The sequence below is a fragment of the Mycobacterium arosiense ATCC BAA-1401 = DSM 45069 genome (assembly GCF_002086125.1).
Lineage (GTDB): Bacteria > Actinomycetota > Actinomycetes > Mycobacteriales > Mycobacteriaceae > Mycobacterium > Mycobacterium arosiense.
In genome coordinates this window covers 1-17,459 of sequence record NZ_MVHG01000065.1, presented here as the reverse complement: position 1 = coordinate 17,459, position 17,459 = coordinate 1, and the positions used below count along the sequence as shown (strand labels likewise).

Sequence of the window (17,459 nt, the reverse complement as noted above, 5' to 3'; positions counted from 1 at the left end):
CAAGGAGGCACTGCTGTGAGCCAGACCGGCCATTCCAAATATCCAAACGTATTCACTCCCATCAAGATCGGTCCTGTTGAGATTCCTAACCGGTTTTACTTCGCGCCGCACGGGCTCAACCTTGCGCTCGGAACGGAACCGAGTAATGACTTTCCGTATTACAGTGCCGAGCGCGTGCGGGGAGGGTGCGGCCTGGTCATCACCAGCCTGAACTTGCACGGGAAAGTGTTTGGGATGCCGTCGCCTTACCCACAGCGGAATGTCCGGTCATTTCAGGCGATGGCTGATGCCATCCACAGCGAGGGTGGCAGGATCTTTGGCCAGCTCTGGTACAACCCGTTTCAGGTTGGCCAGTGGGGTGCTCTCGGCCCCCCGCGACCGGCGCTGGGACCATCGTCTGCCCAAGTGTTCGGGAACAACGAGTGCGGTCACGCTCTGCGAAGCGATGAGCTTTTAAGCGTGGTCGATGCACACCGCAGGTCCGCGTCGAACCTGCGGCGTGCCGGCTATGACGGCGTTGAGTTGAGCGTCTGTCACGGTACTCTGCTCGAACAATTCGCCTCGCCGTACTTCAACCAGCGCACCGACCAGTACGGCGCCCGTCCCAGCGACCGGTTGCGGTTCATTTTCGAGTGCCTGGAAAGCACGCGTGACGGTGCGGGCGAGCAGATGGCAGTGGGGATCCGGTTCAACTGCGACGAGATGCTTCCCGGTGGGTACAACCAGGCAGAGGCGACCGAGATGCTCCGGGAGATTTGCGATTCGGGTCTGGTGGATTTTGTGGATCTCGATGTTGCAGTGGAGCCCAACCAATTTCACTTGGGTATGCCGTCAGTGTTCATCAGTCCGCACGTCTATGAGCCCTATGTGGTGGCGATGCGTGATGCGGCCGGCTCCGTGCCGATCATCAGCGTCCTGGGGCGGCTGACCACGATCGCCGAAGCCGAAACCGCTCTCGCCGACGGGGTTTGTGACATGGTGGGCGCCGCGCGGGCGTTGATCGCCGAACCGAATCTGGTACGTAATGCGCGCGAGGGCAATGAGAACCGTAGCCGCACTTGCATCGCCTGCAATTGGTGCATGGCCTCGTTTCCACGAGGCGCCGCGGGGTGCACGATAAACCCGGCAAGCTTCCGCGAACGTATCTGGGGCGGTGGCGTTTTCGGGACGGCGGCTACGAAAATGTCGAAGGCAGTGATCGTAGGTGGGGGACCCGGCGGGCTGGAGGCCGCCCGGGTGGCAGCTCTCAAAGGCCACCAGGTGGTGTTGCTGGAATCGTGCGATCAGCTCGGGGGCGGGCTCCGCCTGTGGGCCTGCCTTCCCGGCCGGGAATCGTTCCAGAAGGGCGTCGATTGGTGGGCCGCCGAGCTGGCCCAACTCGGCGTCGATGTCCGTCTCAGTACCGAGGCCACCGCCGAGACCATTCTGGGCGAACACCCCGATGCGGTCATCGTCGCCACCGGGTCACGTTATTCACCCACCGGCCGCAGCGGATTTCTCAACCAGCCCATCAGCGGCCATCATCACGACTTCGTCTACCGGCCCGAAGACATCCTCCTCAACGGAGTGCGGCCCACCGGCAAGGTGATCCTGCTCGACGGCGAAGGCACCCACACCGGCCCCGGCATCGCCGAAATCCTGGCCCAGGCCGGAGCTGACGTCGAACTCGTCACATCGGCATTCGCACCGGTCAGCGCGGACCTGATGTATACGGGCGAGGTTGGGTTTGTGGTCGGGAGAATCAAGGCCGCCGGCGTCACCATCTCCACCCAAACCTATCTGCGCAGCATCGACACCCACGCAGTGACCCTCTATGACGTCTTCACCGGCGCCGAACGAACCATCCCCAATGTCGAAGCCGTCATCCTGGCCTCCTCGCGAGAGCCCAATGACTCGTTGAGCGACGCCCTGGAAGGCAAAGTGAGACAACTGTTTACCATCGGCGACGCGTTGGCACCTCGCCCCATGGCCGCGGCCTCATTCGAAGGACAAAAGTTCGCCCGTTTCATCGGTGAACCCGACGCACCCACCACCTTCAACGAGGCCTTCTGGCCCGACGAACCCCTTCAAAATATGCCCCAACCCGCAGCCGTCCTCCTCAGCCAGGCTGAATGCGGGGCACGCCATCCAGATCTCGTTACTGCGGGAAGTGCGCCCATTGGCGAGGACACATAAGCAAGGCCACAAAGCTTGTTGGCATCGCGTAAATCGACTCACCCACGAAAGCCGTGCCGTCCGCCCACCGATAATTCGGCGAAGTGTCGGTATCCCGGCGAAGCTTCGACGACAGGCCCGACGCAGTTGACACATCGGGCCGCCGTAATGGCGAAGCCGTCCGTCAAGGCTGTGCCCGTGCCGCCGGGTAAGCCCAGCGCGAATTCCCCTCGTAGCGGCGGGAAGCTGTCGATCTCGACAATATAACCACCGTCTTGTCCGAGCGAAGGCCAGTGCGGAGCGTCTTCGCCTCGGAGCCGGTTGACGTGATGCACATTAATGAGCGGCTCGCCGTCGACAACTCCAGTAATGGTAAAACGCATCGCAGCGATCGACCCCTTCGGAACCGCCATGCCCGCGTCGGTCACGAAGGTTTCTGCCGCGAGCTCAACGTCGCCCGTCACCTCAATTTTTTCCACTTGTACCCCGAGGCCCATGGCCAGAGCGTAAGGGACACCGCCCCAACAGTTGTATCGAACGGCATCGATGACCTCGTTCGGTACATCCTCGGGCTTAAGGGCAAATCCCATCGCTTGTAGCGTCTCGGACACCGTGTACCCGCCGTAGTGGAGCAACTCCCACATGTCGATCCGCCGAATATCTCCGACACCGCTAGTCATGTTGAATGCCATGACATCCGTGAAACCTGGGTCAAGTCCGGTGAAGAAAAGGGTGGACTTCCCCGCCTCGCAGGCTTCCTGCAGACGCGCATGGAAGTCCTCGCCGTTTGCCATGTGCTTGTAGTGCGTTCCGGAACAAATTGGACTGACGACGTTTGAGCCACTGCGCAGGATCTGTTCCAGCTCTGAAACCCACACTTCCGACGCGCTGCCGGGCACAGATGGGTCCTGAAGAGCGTCCCGCGGCATAAAGATCACACAGTCGGGTTTCAATGACAGCAATTCGTCAACGTCGCGGGTCGCAGCTACACCGGAAACGGGTAAACCGGCGATCTCGCCCGCATCGGCCCCTTGCTTCGCCTCCGTATAACACCTCAGTCCGACGAGTTCGAGGCTCTTGTTCGTAATGAGATACCGCAGTGCGATCTCGCCGGTGAAGCCACTACCCCACTGGACGACCCGGTACTTCGACATTTTTTGAATCCCTCTCCGACTATTCGGACATCACTGTGAGGACTTGGGACTTGATCGACACTAGAACCAGATATTGTATAGAACTTGACAGTATTCTACTGTGCAGTATTATTCAACGGTGCGCAACATCCAGCCTCGATCGCGTACGCGGACCACTTTGTTAAGCCGGTCGTCGAGCGCCTGCGGTGGACCACCTCATTGCCAAGAGGTGAAGGCCCGGTGCGACATTTTGGCCGGGAGGCTTATCGCGCCAGGCGGCCGCCACCCGGACCTACGAGCCGGCCTTCCACGCCAACAGGTTGACCGCGAATGACAGAGCACCGCTACATCCAAATCGAACGTGCTCTGCGAAAAAATATCTCCGAGGGCGAATGCCCCGTTGGATCGCGCCTCCCACCCGAACACGAATTAGCTCAAAAGTTTTCGGTAAGCCGTTACACAGTGCGCGAAGCACTTCGTCGACTCCGCGCCGACAACCTCGTGTCATCCTGTCCGCGAAGGGGAACCATGGTGCTCCGACGGCCCGACACAAATCACCGCGATGTCATGACTGTCAACGATCTTGGTGCGTTCGCCGCCGGCACGCGGCTGACAGTCAGCTCCATCGACATGGTTACGATCGACGCCGAACTCGAAGATATGACCGGTTTGAGCAAGGGCGAAAAGTGGCTGACTGTTCGGGGTTCCCGCCGGTCCGAAGATGCGGAAGAGCCCCTCTGCTGGATGGAGTACTACATCAACAAATCCTTCGCCGCAGTGGGCAGGTACCTGCAACATCACACCGGCGCCGTCTTCGCGTTGATCGAAGACCGATATGGGGTGACCATTACCGAGGCTCGTGAAGAAGTCACTGCAATTCTGACTCCGGCGGAACTCGTAGACGGCCTGAAAGTGCGCGAGGGAACGCCCGCGCTGAGGGTGCGGCGCACCTACATGACATCCAAAGCGGAGGTGGCGCAGGTCACCGTAAACACTTATGCCCCATCTCGCTTCCGTCACTTCATGACAATCCGGCGCCCACTGCGCTAGGTCAGTTGCGCCTAACTATCCGAAGCCCGCTGTTTACGCTCCAGGAAAGGCGATCGCGATGCCCTGCACCAGACTTGGCCTCACGGCATTCATTCTGATCCATCGGCCTCGTTGAGAAAAGCGAGCGCATTCTCCTGAATGAGCGTTAGTACCTCATCGAGTCGCTCGCGCTGCTGCGCCGTGGTTCCCTTGCGGAGGTGTTTGCGCAGTGTTCGGTCGGCAGCCACCGTGCTCTCCCACATGGCGTGTCCCTTGTCGGTGAGGTTGACCAGCCAGACGCGCCGATCTGTCGGGTGGCCGTCTCTCCGTACCGCGCCTCGTGGTTCCAACGAATCGATCAAGCCACCAATGCGTGCACGGCTGGTTCCGACCCGACGCGCAAGTTCGGACTGAGTGAGCGCACCGTCGACGAGGTGGGCAAGCACCGTCGCCTCGGCGAGATTGAGGCCGGAATCGGAAAACGCCTGGTCATAAGCGCGGCGCATCAGACGCGCCACCGACATTATTGTTCCCTCGACGCGAGACCACTGTGGCACGCTCCGCTGGTTATTCATCTCCACACCTACTCGTTATGGGCACGAGGTATACCCGGCCAGTATCACCATGGAAACAAGCTACCGTGCCGACATCGCTGGGGATTCACTAACGCTAGTAAATGAGGTAGCTCGAACGCCGTGGCCGTAGGCGTAGGCTAGGGGCAGTCATGTAACATTCATTACTGTAGCTCTTTATACAACAAACCTTCGGGTCGAGGCGATGGATCAGGCGGTGAGCAGCAGTCAGTGATTGACGAAGACCCAGTTTGCTGGGGCAATGATATCGTCACCGAAGACGTACTCGGCGCGCCCACCCGAGTATTTGCGATGCGACCGCGTCACGCTGGTGACCTGATCCTCGAGGGCCGGCGACGAGCGAAAGAAACCTATGTCGTCGAGGATTCCCGGCGATTGACCTTCGCTGATCACGAGTCGGGTGTAGCCGCCGTTCGTGATCGTTTGCGCGCAGCGCGGGTCAGACGCGGCGACCGGGTCATGATTGCCGGCGCGAACCGGATCGAATTCATCGTTAGCTTTTGGGCGATCCTGCGTGCCGGTGGTGTGGTGGTCGTCGGAAATGCGTGGTGGAGCGCCGCCGAACTCCAGAGCGCGATCGAGGTCACCCTGCCCCGCTGCATTATCGCCGACCAGCGCAGAGCTGACCTGCTCACCGAGAACACGGAATACCTGTCTTTCGACGAAATACGGCATCTCACAGAAACCGCGCCGCAGCAGCCGGATGCTCCCGCGGCATCCATTCACGAGGACGATCCGGCGCTCATCGTCTTCACGTCCGGCACTACCGGCCACGCAAAGGCCGCCGAGCTGTCCCACCGCGCGGTGGTGTCGACGCTGCAGAATTTCCTGGCCGTCACCGGCAGGATCTCGCAATCTGGATTGGCGCCGGGCACCGGAAGTGTGAGTCTTCTGAGTCTTCCGCTGTTTCATGTTGGCGGAATCCAGCAGTTGACGCTTGCCATGGCTACCGGAGGCAGGCTCGTCTTCTGCACGGGCCGGTTCGAGCCCGCCCGAGTCGTGGCCATGCTGGCCCAGGAGCGGGTCCACGCCTGGGCAGCGGTTCCGTCGATGGTGTCGCGGCTCGCCGACTATGTGGAGGCCACCGCGACGCGGCTACCCGATCTCTACACGATCAATATGGGTGGCGGCCCGGTGCCGGAGCACGTCAAAGCGCGGGCCCGCACGGCATTTCCTCATGCGCTGCGCGGTATCGGGACGACGTGGGGGCTCACTGAGACGGGGGGCGCGGTCACCAGCGCCGCGGGCAGCGCTGTCGCGGCGCGGCCGGGAACCGTTGGTCGACCACTCCCAACCTGTGAGGTGCGTGTCGCCGACTCAGAAAGTGACGGCAGCGGAGAACTGCTTGTCCGATCGCCCTCGGTCATGCTGCGATACCTCGGCGACGCCAACGCCCCCATTGACAGCGATCGGTGGCTGCGAACAGGTGACATCGGCTGGGTCGACGACGATTCGTTCGTCTATATCACCGACCGGAGTAAAGACATCATCATCCGCGGCGGTGAGAATATTGCAGCTGCCCACGTCGAAGCGGCGATCGGCAGGAGCTTGCAAATCGATGAGGTTGCCGTGGTCGGTTTGCCCCACGACGATTTGGGCGAGGAAGTCGGTGCCGTCGTTTTTACGCACAGCGACCAGGTTGTCGACATCGAGGCAATTCGGGCAGGGTTGCGTGCAACGTTGGCTCACTTTGAGGTGCCGTCGAGGTGGTGGATACGCCCTGAACCACTACCCCGCAACGCAACTGGGAAGATAATCAAAGCTGCCCTTCGGTCAGAGTGGATTGCCAGCCTCGAATCGAAAGTGGCTCAAGGCGGCTCATGACGGCGGCGTTGGTATGGGCAGTGCACCTTTTTCGGTAGTACCGGTTCGGCTGCTCGGCCCGGAGTCGCTCCCACCGCCTACGAATCCGGGCATCTGGACGGCGTCTTGCTACTTAAGACAGTGGCCCAGGTCGATCGGCAGTGGGACGCCTGTGATGTAGCGCGATTCATCTGAGGCTAAAAACACCACCGCGTTGGTGATATCTTCGGCCTCCACCCACGGTCGGGGAATAGTGTGAAACGCCTCGCAGACAGTTTCAATGTCTTCTGCGCCAGGGCTTTCGAGGTCGGGACGCATCAGTTTGAAGGTCTGCTCGTTTATCAACATCGGAGTGTTGACATGCGTGGGGTTCACACTGTTGACGCGTATCATGTGCTGACCGAGTTCGACAGCGAACGCGCGCATGAGCCCGACCACACCATGTTTGGCCGCGACGTAGTGGCTCATGTTGGGGTATGCGGCCAGCCCGGCAGCCGAACTTGTGAGAACAATTGAGCCACCCTGGCCTCCTGAAATCATATGGTGTACACCCGCTTTGACTGTCTTCCAAACACCACCCAGATTTATGTCGAGCATCGTCTGCCAAACGATTTCATCGAGGTCATAGAAAAGGACTCCCGCGTCGGCAATGCCCGCATTGGCGACTATGACATCGAGCCGGCCCAACTGTGCAACGCCATCATCCACAGCACTTTTGAGGCCGGCGAAGTCTCGGACGTCAACCTCAGCGGTAACGATGCGCCGGTCCGACGCCCGGACCAGACGCGCGGTTTCGGCGAGGTCTTCCGGGCAAGCCGGAGCGGACAAGCTCACTGGAATGTTTTCGATCGGCTTACAGATGTCGACTGCGATGATGTCCGCACCCTCTTGTGCCAGCCTCACAGCGTGGCTGCGACCCTGGCCACGCCCGGCTCCGGTGACGAACGCAACCTTCCCTGCGACTCGGCCTGTCATTAGTAACCTCATTTCTGATTAGACGAGAACCGGCGTGAATTCTCATGATTGTGTCGTACGGCGCTCTGTGGCGGCCGACCGAGAACTGCGTGAACCGGTTTCGTGTCGGGACAACGACGCAGCGGCTCGAGCAATTCGGCCGCGTACTGGCCCTGATCGAAAACGTGCTCGAACTACTCGACGGTGTCATTCGTCTAGCGAAGGTGGCAACCTGAACGCATCGGCCACATGGGCAACCCACAACATTCGCCTCAATGATGATCATGAGCATTCTGCCGGCGTAGCGCGAGGATGCTGCCGTCACCGTCGGCCGAGATGTACAACGTGCCATCACGTCCGGCACTCATGCCCGCGAACGGTCCCTGCGGGCCGGAGAAGGGTGGCATACCGCGCAGCGGTTTTGCCATTACACCGGGGGGCGCGCCGACGGGAAGATCGAACGCGATCGTTTGACCGACATGGGTTTGGCTATCGAAAGCGACCACTACCTTGGCGCCGGCGTCGAGGACGAACAGCTGCCCGTCGTGCACCAAGATCCCCTGGGGACTTTGCAATCCCTCAGCGACGGTCTCTATGCCCGAACTTGTGACCTTCACTATTCGCCCGGCCGCAGCTTCAGAGACAAGGCAGCTGCCGTCCGCGGCGAACGTCACTCCTAATGGATCCTGCAAACCTGAGGCCAGCGTCTGCACGTTGCCGGATCGGATAGCCAGCACCCGGCCGCTACCCAGTTCGGCGACCACGATGGTCCGGTCTGGGCCAATGCCCACCCCATAAAGCTGGTCGAAACCGTCGGCGAGCACTTCGCTTTCGCTACTCGCGGGACGATACCGAGACACCTGGCCATTGGAGGTCGTCACGATAAAGTTGCCGTCGCCGACTGCAGCCAATCCCCGGAGAAAGCCGGGATAGCCTGGGGCGAATAGCATCCCGACAGTGCGCAATAGGCCGTCGGGCCCCAGCTGATACAGATAAATACCATCTGCGACATAGAGGTTGCCGTCCTCAGCCACCTCCAAATCTAGGGGCCAGGTCAACCCACCACACATCAGTGAACTGGTTTCACCGCCGCCGATGACCTCGGTAATCTGGCCGCTAAGACTGGAGACGAACAACCGCTGGTCTACGAACGTCAAATTGTCGAGCCCCGGATCGAGTTCGGCTAATACCGTGTACTCACCGCTGCGAGGATCGATGCGTAGCACCTGGCCACTCTGCAGTTGAGTCGAGACGATAAAGCCTTCCGCGTCGAACTTCACCGCATCCGGCACACCGAGGTTTGCCGCGACAACTTCGGGCTGGCCGCCGTCTGGGCCGATGCGCCAGATCTGGTTGGCTCCCATCACTGAGAAATAGAGCAGGCCGTCGGGTCCGACCTCCATCGCGTTGGGCAACGGCACGTTTTCAAGCAACACCCGTGGCGGACCGCCATTGCGATCGAGTTCCAGAAGACGTCCGCTTTCACGGCATTCGCCGACGAACAATCGGCCTCTGAAAATCGTGATGCCGTTTGCCAGTGGAATGTCATCACGCAGCACACGAGCCTGTCCGCATCGGTCGAGAACGCTGACCCGCCCATCCATCACTTCGGTGGCGAACATGTTGCCGGCCTCGTCGAAGGCGAGGTCGTCGGGCCCGATAATGTTGCTTCCCTTGGCGCTGACGACCTCCACCACCCCACTCGCGGTGTCCATCGCGCTGACCTGGCTCCCGGTCACCTGGGCCACATAAAGGCGGCCATCAGGACCTGTGCGCAATCCATTGGCACCGAACAGCCGGCTGGGCGGAGTAAGCCGGTCCAGCCGCCACCCCTCGGCAACGCCAGGGTTGCGATCGGCGGTGTAACGGCCATCCGTCTTCATGAACCGCCGGCTTTGGTCGCTTCGCGCCGCACGGGAGAGTTACCATGCATTGTCGCGTCTCTCACGCAAGCAGACTCGGGTGGATGCACATCTTCGCAGCGTACTGCACCTCATATTACTGTCAACTAGTACACAATAATGATTAGTTCCAATATTAGGATGGCGTTCATCTACGCAGGGCTATGGAGGCAGCGGCCAGCCACAATGTATATGCATTGACAGTATGAGATGCTGCAGTATTCTCCCTAGCGAGAGCGTCGTCCTCCAGTCCTCAGTCGAGTGCAGGGCAACGTTTATGCCGACCGTCACATTGACCTCAGCTTTGGGAGGCGCGCAATCATGAGCAGCTTCGAGTCGGTCGACTTCTTCACCGACCCATCTTTGGTTTCCGATCCGTACCCGTATTTTGATTACCTGCGCAGCAGGAATCCTGTGCTGCTGCTACCAAACTACAACGTCGTAGTAGTCACCGGGTACGACGAGGCCACCACGGTCTATAAGGACACCGACAGGTTCTCGAGTTGCGTCTCGATCGGAGGCCCGTTCCCGCCGTTGCCATTCGACCCGGAGGGCCAGGACGTCAATGCCCAGATCGAGGAACACCGCGAGCAGTTTCCTCTGTTCGACCACATGGCCACCATGGATCCACCCGACCACACGAAAGCACGTTCGCTGCTGGGTCGGCTGCTCACGCCGAGCCGGCTAAAGGAAAACGAGCAGTTCATGTGGAGTCTGGCCGACCGCCAACTCGAGAAGTTCCTCGGCAAAGGCCAGTGCGAATTCGTCACTGAGTATGCCAAGCCCTTCACGACCTTGGTCGTCGCCGACTTGCTCGGCGTCCCCGAAGAAGACCATGAGGAGTTCTGCATCATGTTGGGCACCGAGCTTCCGAGCGCTCCGGTGATCGGGAAGTTTGATCACGATGCGCCAACCGGTGACCCGTTGGACGGGAGGCTCGACGAGAAGTTCAGCGCCTATATCGAGGACCGCCGCCGCCAACCCCGCGGCGATGTGCTGACCGCGCTGGCCACCGCGAGGTACCCGGACGGATCCACCCCCAAGGTCGCCGAAGTGGTCAACACGGCCACGTTCCTGTTCGCCGCCGGACAGGAGACCACCGCCAAGCTGCTCGGCGCTGCACTGCAGGTGCTCGGCGACCGGCCCGATGTCCAGCGAAGGCTACGTGAGGACCGCAGCCTGATCCCGGCTTTCATCGAGGAATCGCTGCGCATGGAAAGCTCGGTCAAAACCAACTTCCGGCTGGCCCGCAAACCGGCCACGATCGGTGGTGTCGACATCCCAGCCGGAACTATCGTCGGGGTGATAGTGGGTGCCGTTAACCGCGATCCGCGCCGGTTCGACAACCCGCACCAATTTCAGCTCGACCGCAAAAATGTGCGCGAGCACATCGCCTTCGGGCGCGGGATACATACGTGTGCTGGTGCACCGCTGGCCCGGGTGGAGGGCCGCGTCTCGGTCGAGCGCATCTTGCACCGGATGTCCGACATCAAAATCAACGAAAGCAGGCACGGACCGATCGGGGAGCGCCGCTATAGCTATGAGCCGACGTATATGTTGCGCGGGCTCAGTGAACTGCACATCACCTTCACCGCCGCGCATTAGGCGCCGCCGGCGCAAGATGGACGGCGCTTCAGAGCGGCCGGGCGGCACCGTGAAATCTCTTGGCGCCCAGGACTATTGCTCGGCCGTACCGGCTCGGCCACGGCGCTATAACCACGACAAGGAGTCTTAACCGTGAGACAAACCGAAGTTCATGCATCCGGCGACGCTACCGCGGAACCGATCCCACACCGTACCCTGCGGATCGTCTCCACGGCGGGGCCAGACGCCCTCGAAATAGCTGTCGTGCAAACACCGGTCCCGCAACCGGGCCCCGACGAGGTGATCGTCCGCATCGACGCTGCACCTATCCACCCCTCGGACACGATGGTCCTGCTGGGATCGGCCGATCTCACGAGGGCCCGCTTCGGGGGCACGCCGGATCGCCCCCGCGTCGAGATTCCTCTTTCCCCGGCGGCACGCCACGCGATGAGCCACCGCACGGGGGTACCGTTGCCCGCGGGCCAGGAGGGCGCTGGGGTTGTCGTGGCCACCGGGCCCAACTCGACACCGTTGATGGGGCGCAAAGTCGCGGTGCTGTCCTCCGGGTCCACCGGGGTGATGGGCCTCTACGCCGAATACCAGACTGTGGCCGCCGCTGACTGCATACCGCTTCCTGACGAAGTTCGCACGGTCGACGCAGCTGCGATGTTTGTCAACCCGCTTACTGCGTTGGCGATGGTCGAAACCCTTCGGCTGGACGCTCATGATGCGCTCATCCATACCGCTGCTGCGTCCAGCCTCGGGCAGATGCTGGTAAAGATCTGCCGCGACGACGGAGTACCGCTGGTTAATGTCGTGCGCCGCCCAGAACAGGCCGACCTGCTCAGATCATTAGGTGCCACTCATGTGTGCGACTCCAGCGTGCCCACGTTCCGTGACGACCTAATGGCCGCAATCAAGGACACTGGAGCGACGGTCGCATTCGACGCGATCGGTGGCGGCTCTATGCCGGGCGAGTTGCTCTGGGCGATGGAGGCGGCGGCGATGGCAGTGCAGAAAATGCACAGTCCTTACGGCTCGTTCGAGAACAAGCATGTTTACATTTACGGCCACCTCGACGATTCGCCAACCGTCCTGGCCCACCACAACTACGGGTTATCCTGGGGCGTCAGCGGTTGGCTAATGCCACACGTGCTAATGCGGATCGGTCGTGAGCGCACAGACGCGCTGCATCAGCGCATCCTTAACGAGCTCGACACGACGTTCAAAACACATTACGCACAGTCGATCACGCTCAGCCAGGCGTTGCAGCCCGACGTGATGAACAGCTACTGCCAGCATGCCACCGGCGCCAAATACCTAATCATCCCCAACATCCCCACGTAATACACGGCAACCAGGCTGGCTGCAGCGACTGAAACAGGCTGTCGAATAACCAGTCCTGACTCAACCGGCATCGTCGGTCGTGAACCTCTTGAGATGGCGCTCGATGCCCAGACCTGAGCCCAGGGTTCCCGCCTGATACCGAAGTCGATTCCGAAGGCTGCGCCCACGGGCGCGACCGGGTCGCCCATATAAAAGCTTCGCCGGCATCCCATGGTAGCGACGACGTCCGAGATCTGCTTTTATCACGCGCCGGCATCACCAAGGATGCAGCATCAACTTCCGGCACCATCGCCATGGCTGGGCAAGACGGGGACCTCAGCGGACTCCGACATCACGTATAAGCAGAACTCATTGCCCTCGGGGTCGGCCATGACGCGCCACGAGAAGCCGTCGAGCTCATGCGTTTTGCCTGGCTCGATCCAGCGACCCCCGAGCTCCTCGGCGCGCGCAGTTGGACCTTCCAACTCGTCGACGATCAGGTCGAAGTGGGCGCGGTTCTTGCCCGTCTTCGGCTCCGGAACACGCTGGAAGACCAGCATCAACCCTTCACGATTCGGGGCGAGCGCGGTGTACTGCCCACCCTGGCCGTAACTACGCATAACTTCCACTTCCTGCAGAGCGCAATAGAACCGCGTGAGGCTCTCCGGCGCTTGTGTATCAAGCACAATGTATGCGGGCACATCAATCTCCTATGGTGAGGTGTGACATCATCGGCGCGCCAACGGTTGTCGATTGTGTTAAGCGTGACCTCGACGCTCGAGGTAGGCGAGAGCCGATCGTTTTAACGCGTTCACGCCCCAACCGCACCGTTCGCCGACGGGCTAGACGTCAGGACCTCAAAACCGTCTACGGTGATTGCAACTGCTTCGCGGCCGAACACTGCGCCGACACCACGCTGCCAGACATACCCGGTGACCGCGAGCACCATTCCTGCCTCCAGTCGTTCACCGGAAGCCGTCGCGGGAAGATACTGCGAAACCACCGGCGGGTCAAAGCCCATACCCAACCCCCGCGCCACCGGCATCGGCGGCAGCGGCTCCCCCACCGCATGATAGGCCGCCAACAGGTCACTGGCTGGTGCTCCCGGTCGACAGGCGTCGCAAAGCCTGCGCCACAATAGATCCCACCGGCGATACAGATCCGCGGCGCCGTCGCGTTCGCCCACTGGCCACGTCCGCCCCACCTCGCCGATGTAGCCACCACCGAGCACACCCGCAGACAACGCCACCAAATCACCCGTTAGTACGCGGCCGTCACCGTTCGCACGCCGCCAGGGATGGTTCCGACAAGTCACCCACGCCGCGTCCTGGGTTGACGGGGTACTCACCCCGGCGGCGGTCATGGCCTCCAGCAAGACACCAGCTAGCGCCCGCTCGCTCACCCCCGGCCGCAGCTCGGCTACCGCCGCGGCCAAGCCGACCTCAGCCACCCGGATGGCCTCGCGAAGCGCGGCCACCTCTTCGGTCGTCTTGATGCGCCGCGCCGCGCGCATAGCCAACTCACCATCGACTAGCTCGGCATTGGGGAATGCTAGCGGCAGCAGCTCTGCGAAGAGCGGCGACAGCGCGTCCGTGCCAACACGTTTCGCGGCCGCCGCACCTGCGATATCCCGCAGTACTGAAATGGTGGTCATGGGATTCCAGGCGATGCCGTACAGATTTTCATGCGGGATGTCGTCGGGAATGCCCTCGTCCCAAGTACTCATCAAATGGATCGCCCCGGTCGCCCGGACGACGACGCAAGTTGGTCCAAACGGGCGCGTGCCTGCAATCCACAATTGGGACGCGCCGGACACGTAACGCACGTTGGCCTGCCGTCCAAGAACGAGCACGTCGAGGTTGTGGGCATTCATCTCGGCCAGCACCCGCTCCCGCCGCCCTAGGCGCAGCGCACGGTCATCGGCCAGGACCTCAGTGGCCATACGGGTGATAGGGGTAGTCGGTCAACGGCATCCAGCCCTCCTCGGTGATGACAATGATCTCTTCGCTGCGGTAGCCACCTGTGCCGTCCTCCCACACCACCGGTTCCAAAACCAGCACCATTCCCGGCTCGAAAACAAAGTTTTCATCGAACTCATCACCCAGATCGGTCCCGATCAAAGGTGTTTCGGCGGCATAAGTACCTATCCCGTGGCCCAGATAGAAGTGCGGCAACCACGGCCTGTTCCCGCCGTTCGCCTTGGTGGCTGCTTTGCCCAACTCGGCGGCGGTGACGCCGGGGCGCGTTACCTCGAGCACCGCGGTGATGATCTCTTGCCACCTGATGAACTGGGCCTGCTGGCGCAGTGTCGGGTCTCGACCTACCACCCAGGTTCGCCCGAAATCCGAGCAATACCCGCGGTAACTGATGCTGACATCGGTCCACAGCACATCGCCGGCAACCACTTCACGCTCGGTGGTCAACAGCGGCAACGCCAAATCGCCATGGGTGGTCCAAACGCCGTCTGCCTTGCTTTGCGGCATCACCTGCCAGATCGGTTCCAGCATGCTGGCGGTGGCGCCCAACTCGAATGCCCGGCGCATGAAAACCGCCGACAGGTCGATCTGGCGAATACCGGGCGCCAGGGCCGCCTGCACGTCGACCATGGCCTCGTCGGTGATCCGGCACGCGGTTCGGATACACGCAAGCTCGTCGGACGTCTTGATCACCTGGGCCGCACTAACCACCTCTGTCGCGTCGACGGGTCGCCCGGTCGGAAAAAGTCGCTCCGGGGCGCGCGACATGGCGCCGGTGCACTCGTCGACCGCCACCTCAGCGCGCCCCGTGGTCGGAGTTAGCTCTGCGAGCCGGCGTGCGAAATCCTCCACGCCTTCGTCGAACTCCAGGTAGACGGGACCATGTACGTGGTCAGCGGGCAGCTCCGCCTCAAACGAGGCACCCTCACGAAACGGCAGAAACAGGTGTGGAAACTCGTCGTCCGCGAACACCACAGCCACGGGCCGCTCAACGTGGGATAAGCCGGCGTCACCCAGGGGCCAACTCGTCCCGGTGGCATACACCACGGCATTGTTGCCGAGCAGGATCAGCTCGTCTATGCCTCGGTCTGCCATCGCTGAGCGCAGCCGGGCGCCCGTAGCACGACGCATCCGAGCGAGGTCCGGCTCATCCGGGATGTCGATCGTCGAGGTCCGCGTTTGCATGGAGGTCATCACCGGCGCGCTGTCAGGCCAAGAAACTCGTTGACATTGCCGCTCACGATCCGTTGGGCTGCCGCAGGTCCGACCGCCTCGACGACCGCGGCCAACGACTTCTCCGAATAGCCGAATGTACTTTCGTTGTGCGGATAGTCGCTGGACCACATGACTTTGTCGACGCCGATCTGGTCGATCAACTGCAGGCCCAGCGGATCGACCATGAACGATGCGCTCATATGGTTGTCCCAGTAATACCGGACGTCGTGTTCGACCGGTCGATCCAGCATGTGCCGATACGACGCGAGTTGGTGCTCGCCGTCTTGCAGGGCCGAGGGAACCCAGGCAATCCCGCCCTCGAACCAGCCGACCCGCAGTCTCGGGTGCCGATCCAGGATGCCGCCAAACACGTACTTGGCAAACATCTCCCGAAAAGAATCGACGTTGACCATCATGCTGATAACGACACTGTTGACCTCGCAGGGCGTTTTCGGCGGTGTTTCTCCGATGTGATGCGTCACCGGCAGGCCGGCGTCTTCGATCTCATCCCACACGCCGTTGATGGCTACGCTCGAATAGTCGATGATGTTACCCTGGTCATCCTTGCCCGGACTTAGTGGTAACAGAAATGTCTTGAGCCCCAGCGATTTCAGCTCGGTAAGCGAGCGCCGAGCTCCTTGCTGATCCCACCAGTTGATCAGGCCGACACCATAGAAATGGCCACCAGAGCGTTCCTGCAGATCGGCGATGTACTCGTTATAGATACGAAACGCGAGCTCACGTAGTTCCAGATCCGGGAACCCGAAAAGCGCCAAAACGGCGTTGGGAAAGGCCAACTCCTTGTCGATGCCGTCTTCGCGCAACTCCTGGATTCGGGCTTCGATATTGGTGCTTCTCGCTCCCGGTAGATCGTCATACTGCATCAGCACCGCGCTAAAATCGGGCGGTAGAAACGTCTGCCCCTTGCCGCCGATTTGGTAAGCGCCATCCTCGTACCAGATCCGCGGCGCCTTATCCTTCAGACTGTCCGGGAAGCGTTCGTAGAAAATATCCTCCGCCAACGAAACATGGTTGTCGGCAGAGAAAACCACCGTGCCCTCCGGCAAGCCCACAGCACTGCCCTCAGCGTGGCCGCATCGATTCTTCGGTGCGCCAAAGCCTTCCGGCGGGTATAGCGAGACACTGGTTGTTCCAGTCGACATCATGGGCCCCCAATCAGATCGGCTCACCACGAGATAGCTGGGCGGGAATCGGGTTACGGCTTCGCGAGACATATCTCCGGGTCGTGGTGTTGTGCGAAAATCGCACACACATGTGCACAATGTACAGAGCATTGCTTTCCTTGGATCGTCTGTCAAGACCGCGCGGGCAGTCCCCACCGCGGTATGGTGCCGGCAGAACTGAAACTCAAGCAATAGCTCTCAGCTGCAACGCGTTAAGGTTCCCGCCGGGCCACTGATTACGACCCGCACCGCGGCTTCAGCTCAATCCTTGACAGACGAAGTCTGTAAGGCGATACTTTATACAGTAACGTGCTTTACAGTGCGGTAGCTGCACATATATTTCTTTGGACGGCTGAGAACGGATGTCGGGAAAGCAAGGCGGCATGCTCGCCCCGGACCTTCCTGACCCTGGCAGCGGTCGAACCCGCGACGTGCGCATCGAACGCTCAACCAAACCGGTACCCGCCACCCGATAGCTTTGGGGGCCGTTATAGACCGACTTTCCAGTCATGGTGCAACTCGCCGATGAGCTAGTGTCCTGCGCCGTAAGTTGGTTGATTAATTGTAGACTTGGTCGGTGGCGAGTAGGGGTAGGCCGGTAGTTGAG

13 protein-coding genes are annotated in these 17,459 nt (G+C 61.1%); 5 read left to right on the top strand and 8 right to left on the bottom strand.

Annotated elements, in window-relative coordinates:
• The first annotated feature begins 15 nt into the window (after positions 1-15).
• Positions 16-2,175, top strand: coding sequence for an oxidoreductase (locus BST14_RS20405; RefSeq protein WP_083066195.1), 2,160 nt, complete (start codon positions 16-18; stop codon positions 2,173-2,175).
• Positions 2,176-2,213: 38 nt separating this feature from the next.
• On the opposite strand, the gene BST14_RS20400 is transcribed toward BST14_RS20405, so the two are convergent.
• Positions 2,214-3,308: an NAD(P)H-dependent amine dehydrogenase family protein gene (locus BST14_RS20400; protein WP_083066194.1), complete on the bottom strand. Its 1,095-nt coding sequence runs from the start codon at positions 3,306-3,308 to the stop codon at positions 2,214-2,216.
• A gap of 309 nt (positions 3,309-3,617) precedes the next feature.
• Here BST14_RS20400 and BST14_RS20395 point away from each other — a divergent pair, with 309 nt between their 5' ends.
• Positions 3,618-4,337, top strand: a complete 720-nt coding sequence (locus BST14_RS20395) for a GntR family transcriptional regulator (RefSeq protein WP_083066193.1) — start codon at positions 3,618-3,620, stop codon at positions 4,335-4,337.
• Positions 4,338-4,426: 89 nt separating this feature from the next.
• Here BST14_RS20395 and BST14_RS20390 read toward each other — a convergent pair whose 3' ends face one another.
• Positions 4,427-4,834 (bottom strand): MarR family winged helix-turn-helix transcriptional regulator, encoded by a 408-nt coding sequence (locus BST14_RS20390; protein ID WP_158085906.1) that lies wholly within the window; start codon positions 4,832-4,834, stop codon positions 4,427-4,429.
• 285 nt (positions 4,835-5,119) lie between these two features.
• Between BST14_RS20390 and BST14_RS20385 the strand changes: the two genes are divergently transcribed.
• Positions 5,120-6,733 carry a class I adenylate-forming enzyme family protein gene (locus BST14_RS20385; protein WP_142279515.1) on the top strand — a complete coding sequence of 538 codons (1,614 nt, stop codon included), beginning with the start codon at positions 5,120-5,122 and terminating at the stop codon, positions 6,731-6,733.
• 108 nt (positions 6,734-6,841) lie between these two features.
• Here the strand turns inward: BST14_RS20385 and BST14_RS20380 are convergent, their stop codons facing one another.
• Positions 6,842-7,687 carry a mycofactocin-coupled SDR family oxidoreductase gene (locus BST14_RS20380; RefSeq protein ID WP_083066206.1) on the bottom strand — a complete coding sequence of 282 codons (846 nt, stop codon included), beginning with the start codon at positions 7,685-7,687 and terminating at the stop codon, positions 6,842-6,844.
• 251 nt (positions 7,688-7,938) lie between these two features.
• Positions 7,939-9,549: an NHL repeat-containing protein gene (locus BST14_RS20375; protein ID WP_083066190.1), complete on the bottom strand. Its 1,611-nt coding sequence runs from the start codon at positions 9,547-9,549 to the stop codon at positions 7,939-7,941.
• 339 nt (positions 9,550-9,888) lie between these two features.
• Between BST14_RS20375 and BST14_RS20370 the strand changes: the two genes are divergently transcribed.
• Together BST14_RS20370 and BST14_RS20365 are read left to right on the top strand one after the other, a co-directional pair.
• The gene (locus tag BST14_RS20370; protein WP_083066189.1) at positions 9,889-11,172 is read left to right on the top strand and encodes a cytochrome P450; all 1,284 of its coding nucleotides are present in this window, start codon (positions 9,889-9,891) and stop codon (positions 11,170-11,172) included.
• Between the two features lie 132 nt (positions 11,173-11,304).
• Positions 11,305-12,498, top strand: a complete 1,194-nt coding sequence (locus tag BST14_RS20365; protein ID WP_438502193.1) for an alcohol dehydrogenase catalytic domain-containing protein — start codon at positions 11,305-11,307, stop codon at positions 12,496-12,498.
• A gap of 272 nt (positions 12,499-12,770) precedes the next feature.
• Here BST14_RS20365 and BST14_RS20360 read toward each other — a convergent pair whose 3' ends face one another.
• The 4 genes from BST14_RS20360 to BST14_RS20345 all read right to left on the bottom strand — a co-directional run bounded on the left by BST14_RS20360 (position 12,771) and on the right by BST14_RS20345 (position 16,831).
• Complete coding sequence (locus BST14_RS20360) at positions 12,771-13,178, bottom strand: VOC family protein (RefSeq protein ID WP_083066188.1); 408 nt, start codon at positions 13,176-13,178, stop codon at positions 12,771-12,773.
• Between the two features lie 110 nt (positions 13,179-13,288).
• Complete coding sequence (locus BST14_RS20355) at positions 13,289-14,419, bottom strand: M24 family metallopeptidase (protein WP_083066187.1); 1,131 nt, start codon at positions 14,417-14,419, stop codon at positions 13,289-13,291.
• Positions 14,409-15,638, bottom strand: coding sequence for a M24 family metallopeptidase (locus tag BST14_RS20350; protein WP_438502194.1), 1,230 nt, complete (start codon positions 15,636-15,638; stop codon positions 14,409-14,411). Before BST14_RS20350 ends, BST14_RS20355 begins: the two co-directional genes overlap by 11 nt.
• Positions 15,639-15,646: 8 nt before the next feature.
• The gene (locus BST14_RS20345) at positions 15,647-16,831 is read right to left on the bottom strand and encodes an amidohydrolase family protein (RefSeq protein WP_083066204.1); all 1,185 of its coding nucleotides are present in this window, start codon (positions 16,829-16,831) and stop codon (positions 15,647-15,649) included.
• Positions 16,832-17,459 lie beyond the last annotated feature (628 nt).

What these genes read in the sequence shown, in the direction of transcription:
- BST14_RS20400 (WP_083066194.1), bottom strand. Translation starts at nt 3,308, where the DNA reads ATGTCGAAGTACCGGGTCGTCCAGTGGGGTAGTGGCTTCACCGGCGAG.
- BST14_RS20395 (WP_083066193.1), top strand. Translation starts at nt 3,618, where the DNA reads ATGACAGAGCACCGCTACATCCAAATCGAACGTGCTCTGCGAAAAAAT.
- BST14_RS20380 (WP_083066206.1), bottom strand. Translation starts at nt 7,687, where the DNA reads ATGACAGGCCGAGTCGCAGGGAAGGTTGCGTTCGTCACCGGAGCCGGG.
- BST14_RS20375 (WP_083066190.1), bottom strand. Translation starts at nt 9,549, where the DNA reads ATGAAGACGGATGGCCGTTACACCGCCGATCGCAACCCTGGCGTTGCC.
- BST14_RS20370 (WP_083066189.1), top strand. Translation starts at nt 9,889, where the DNA reads ATGAGCAGCTTCGAGTCGGTCGACTTCTTCACCGACCCATCTTTGGTT.
- BST14_RS20355 (WP_083066187.1), bottom strand. Translation starts at nt 14,419, where the DNA reads ATGGCCACTGAGGTCCTGGCCGATGACCGTGCGCTGCGCCTAGGGCGG.
- BST14_RS20350 (WP_438502194.1), bottom strand. Translation starts at nt 15,638, where the DNA reads ATGCAAACGCGGACCTCGACGATCGACATCCCGGATGAGCCGGACCTC.
- BST14_RS20345 (WP_083066204.1), bottom strand. Translation starts at nt 16,831, where the DNA reads ATGTCGACTGGAACAACCAGTGTCTCGCTATACCCGCCGGAAGGCTTT.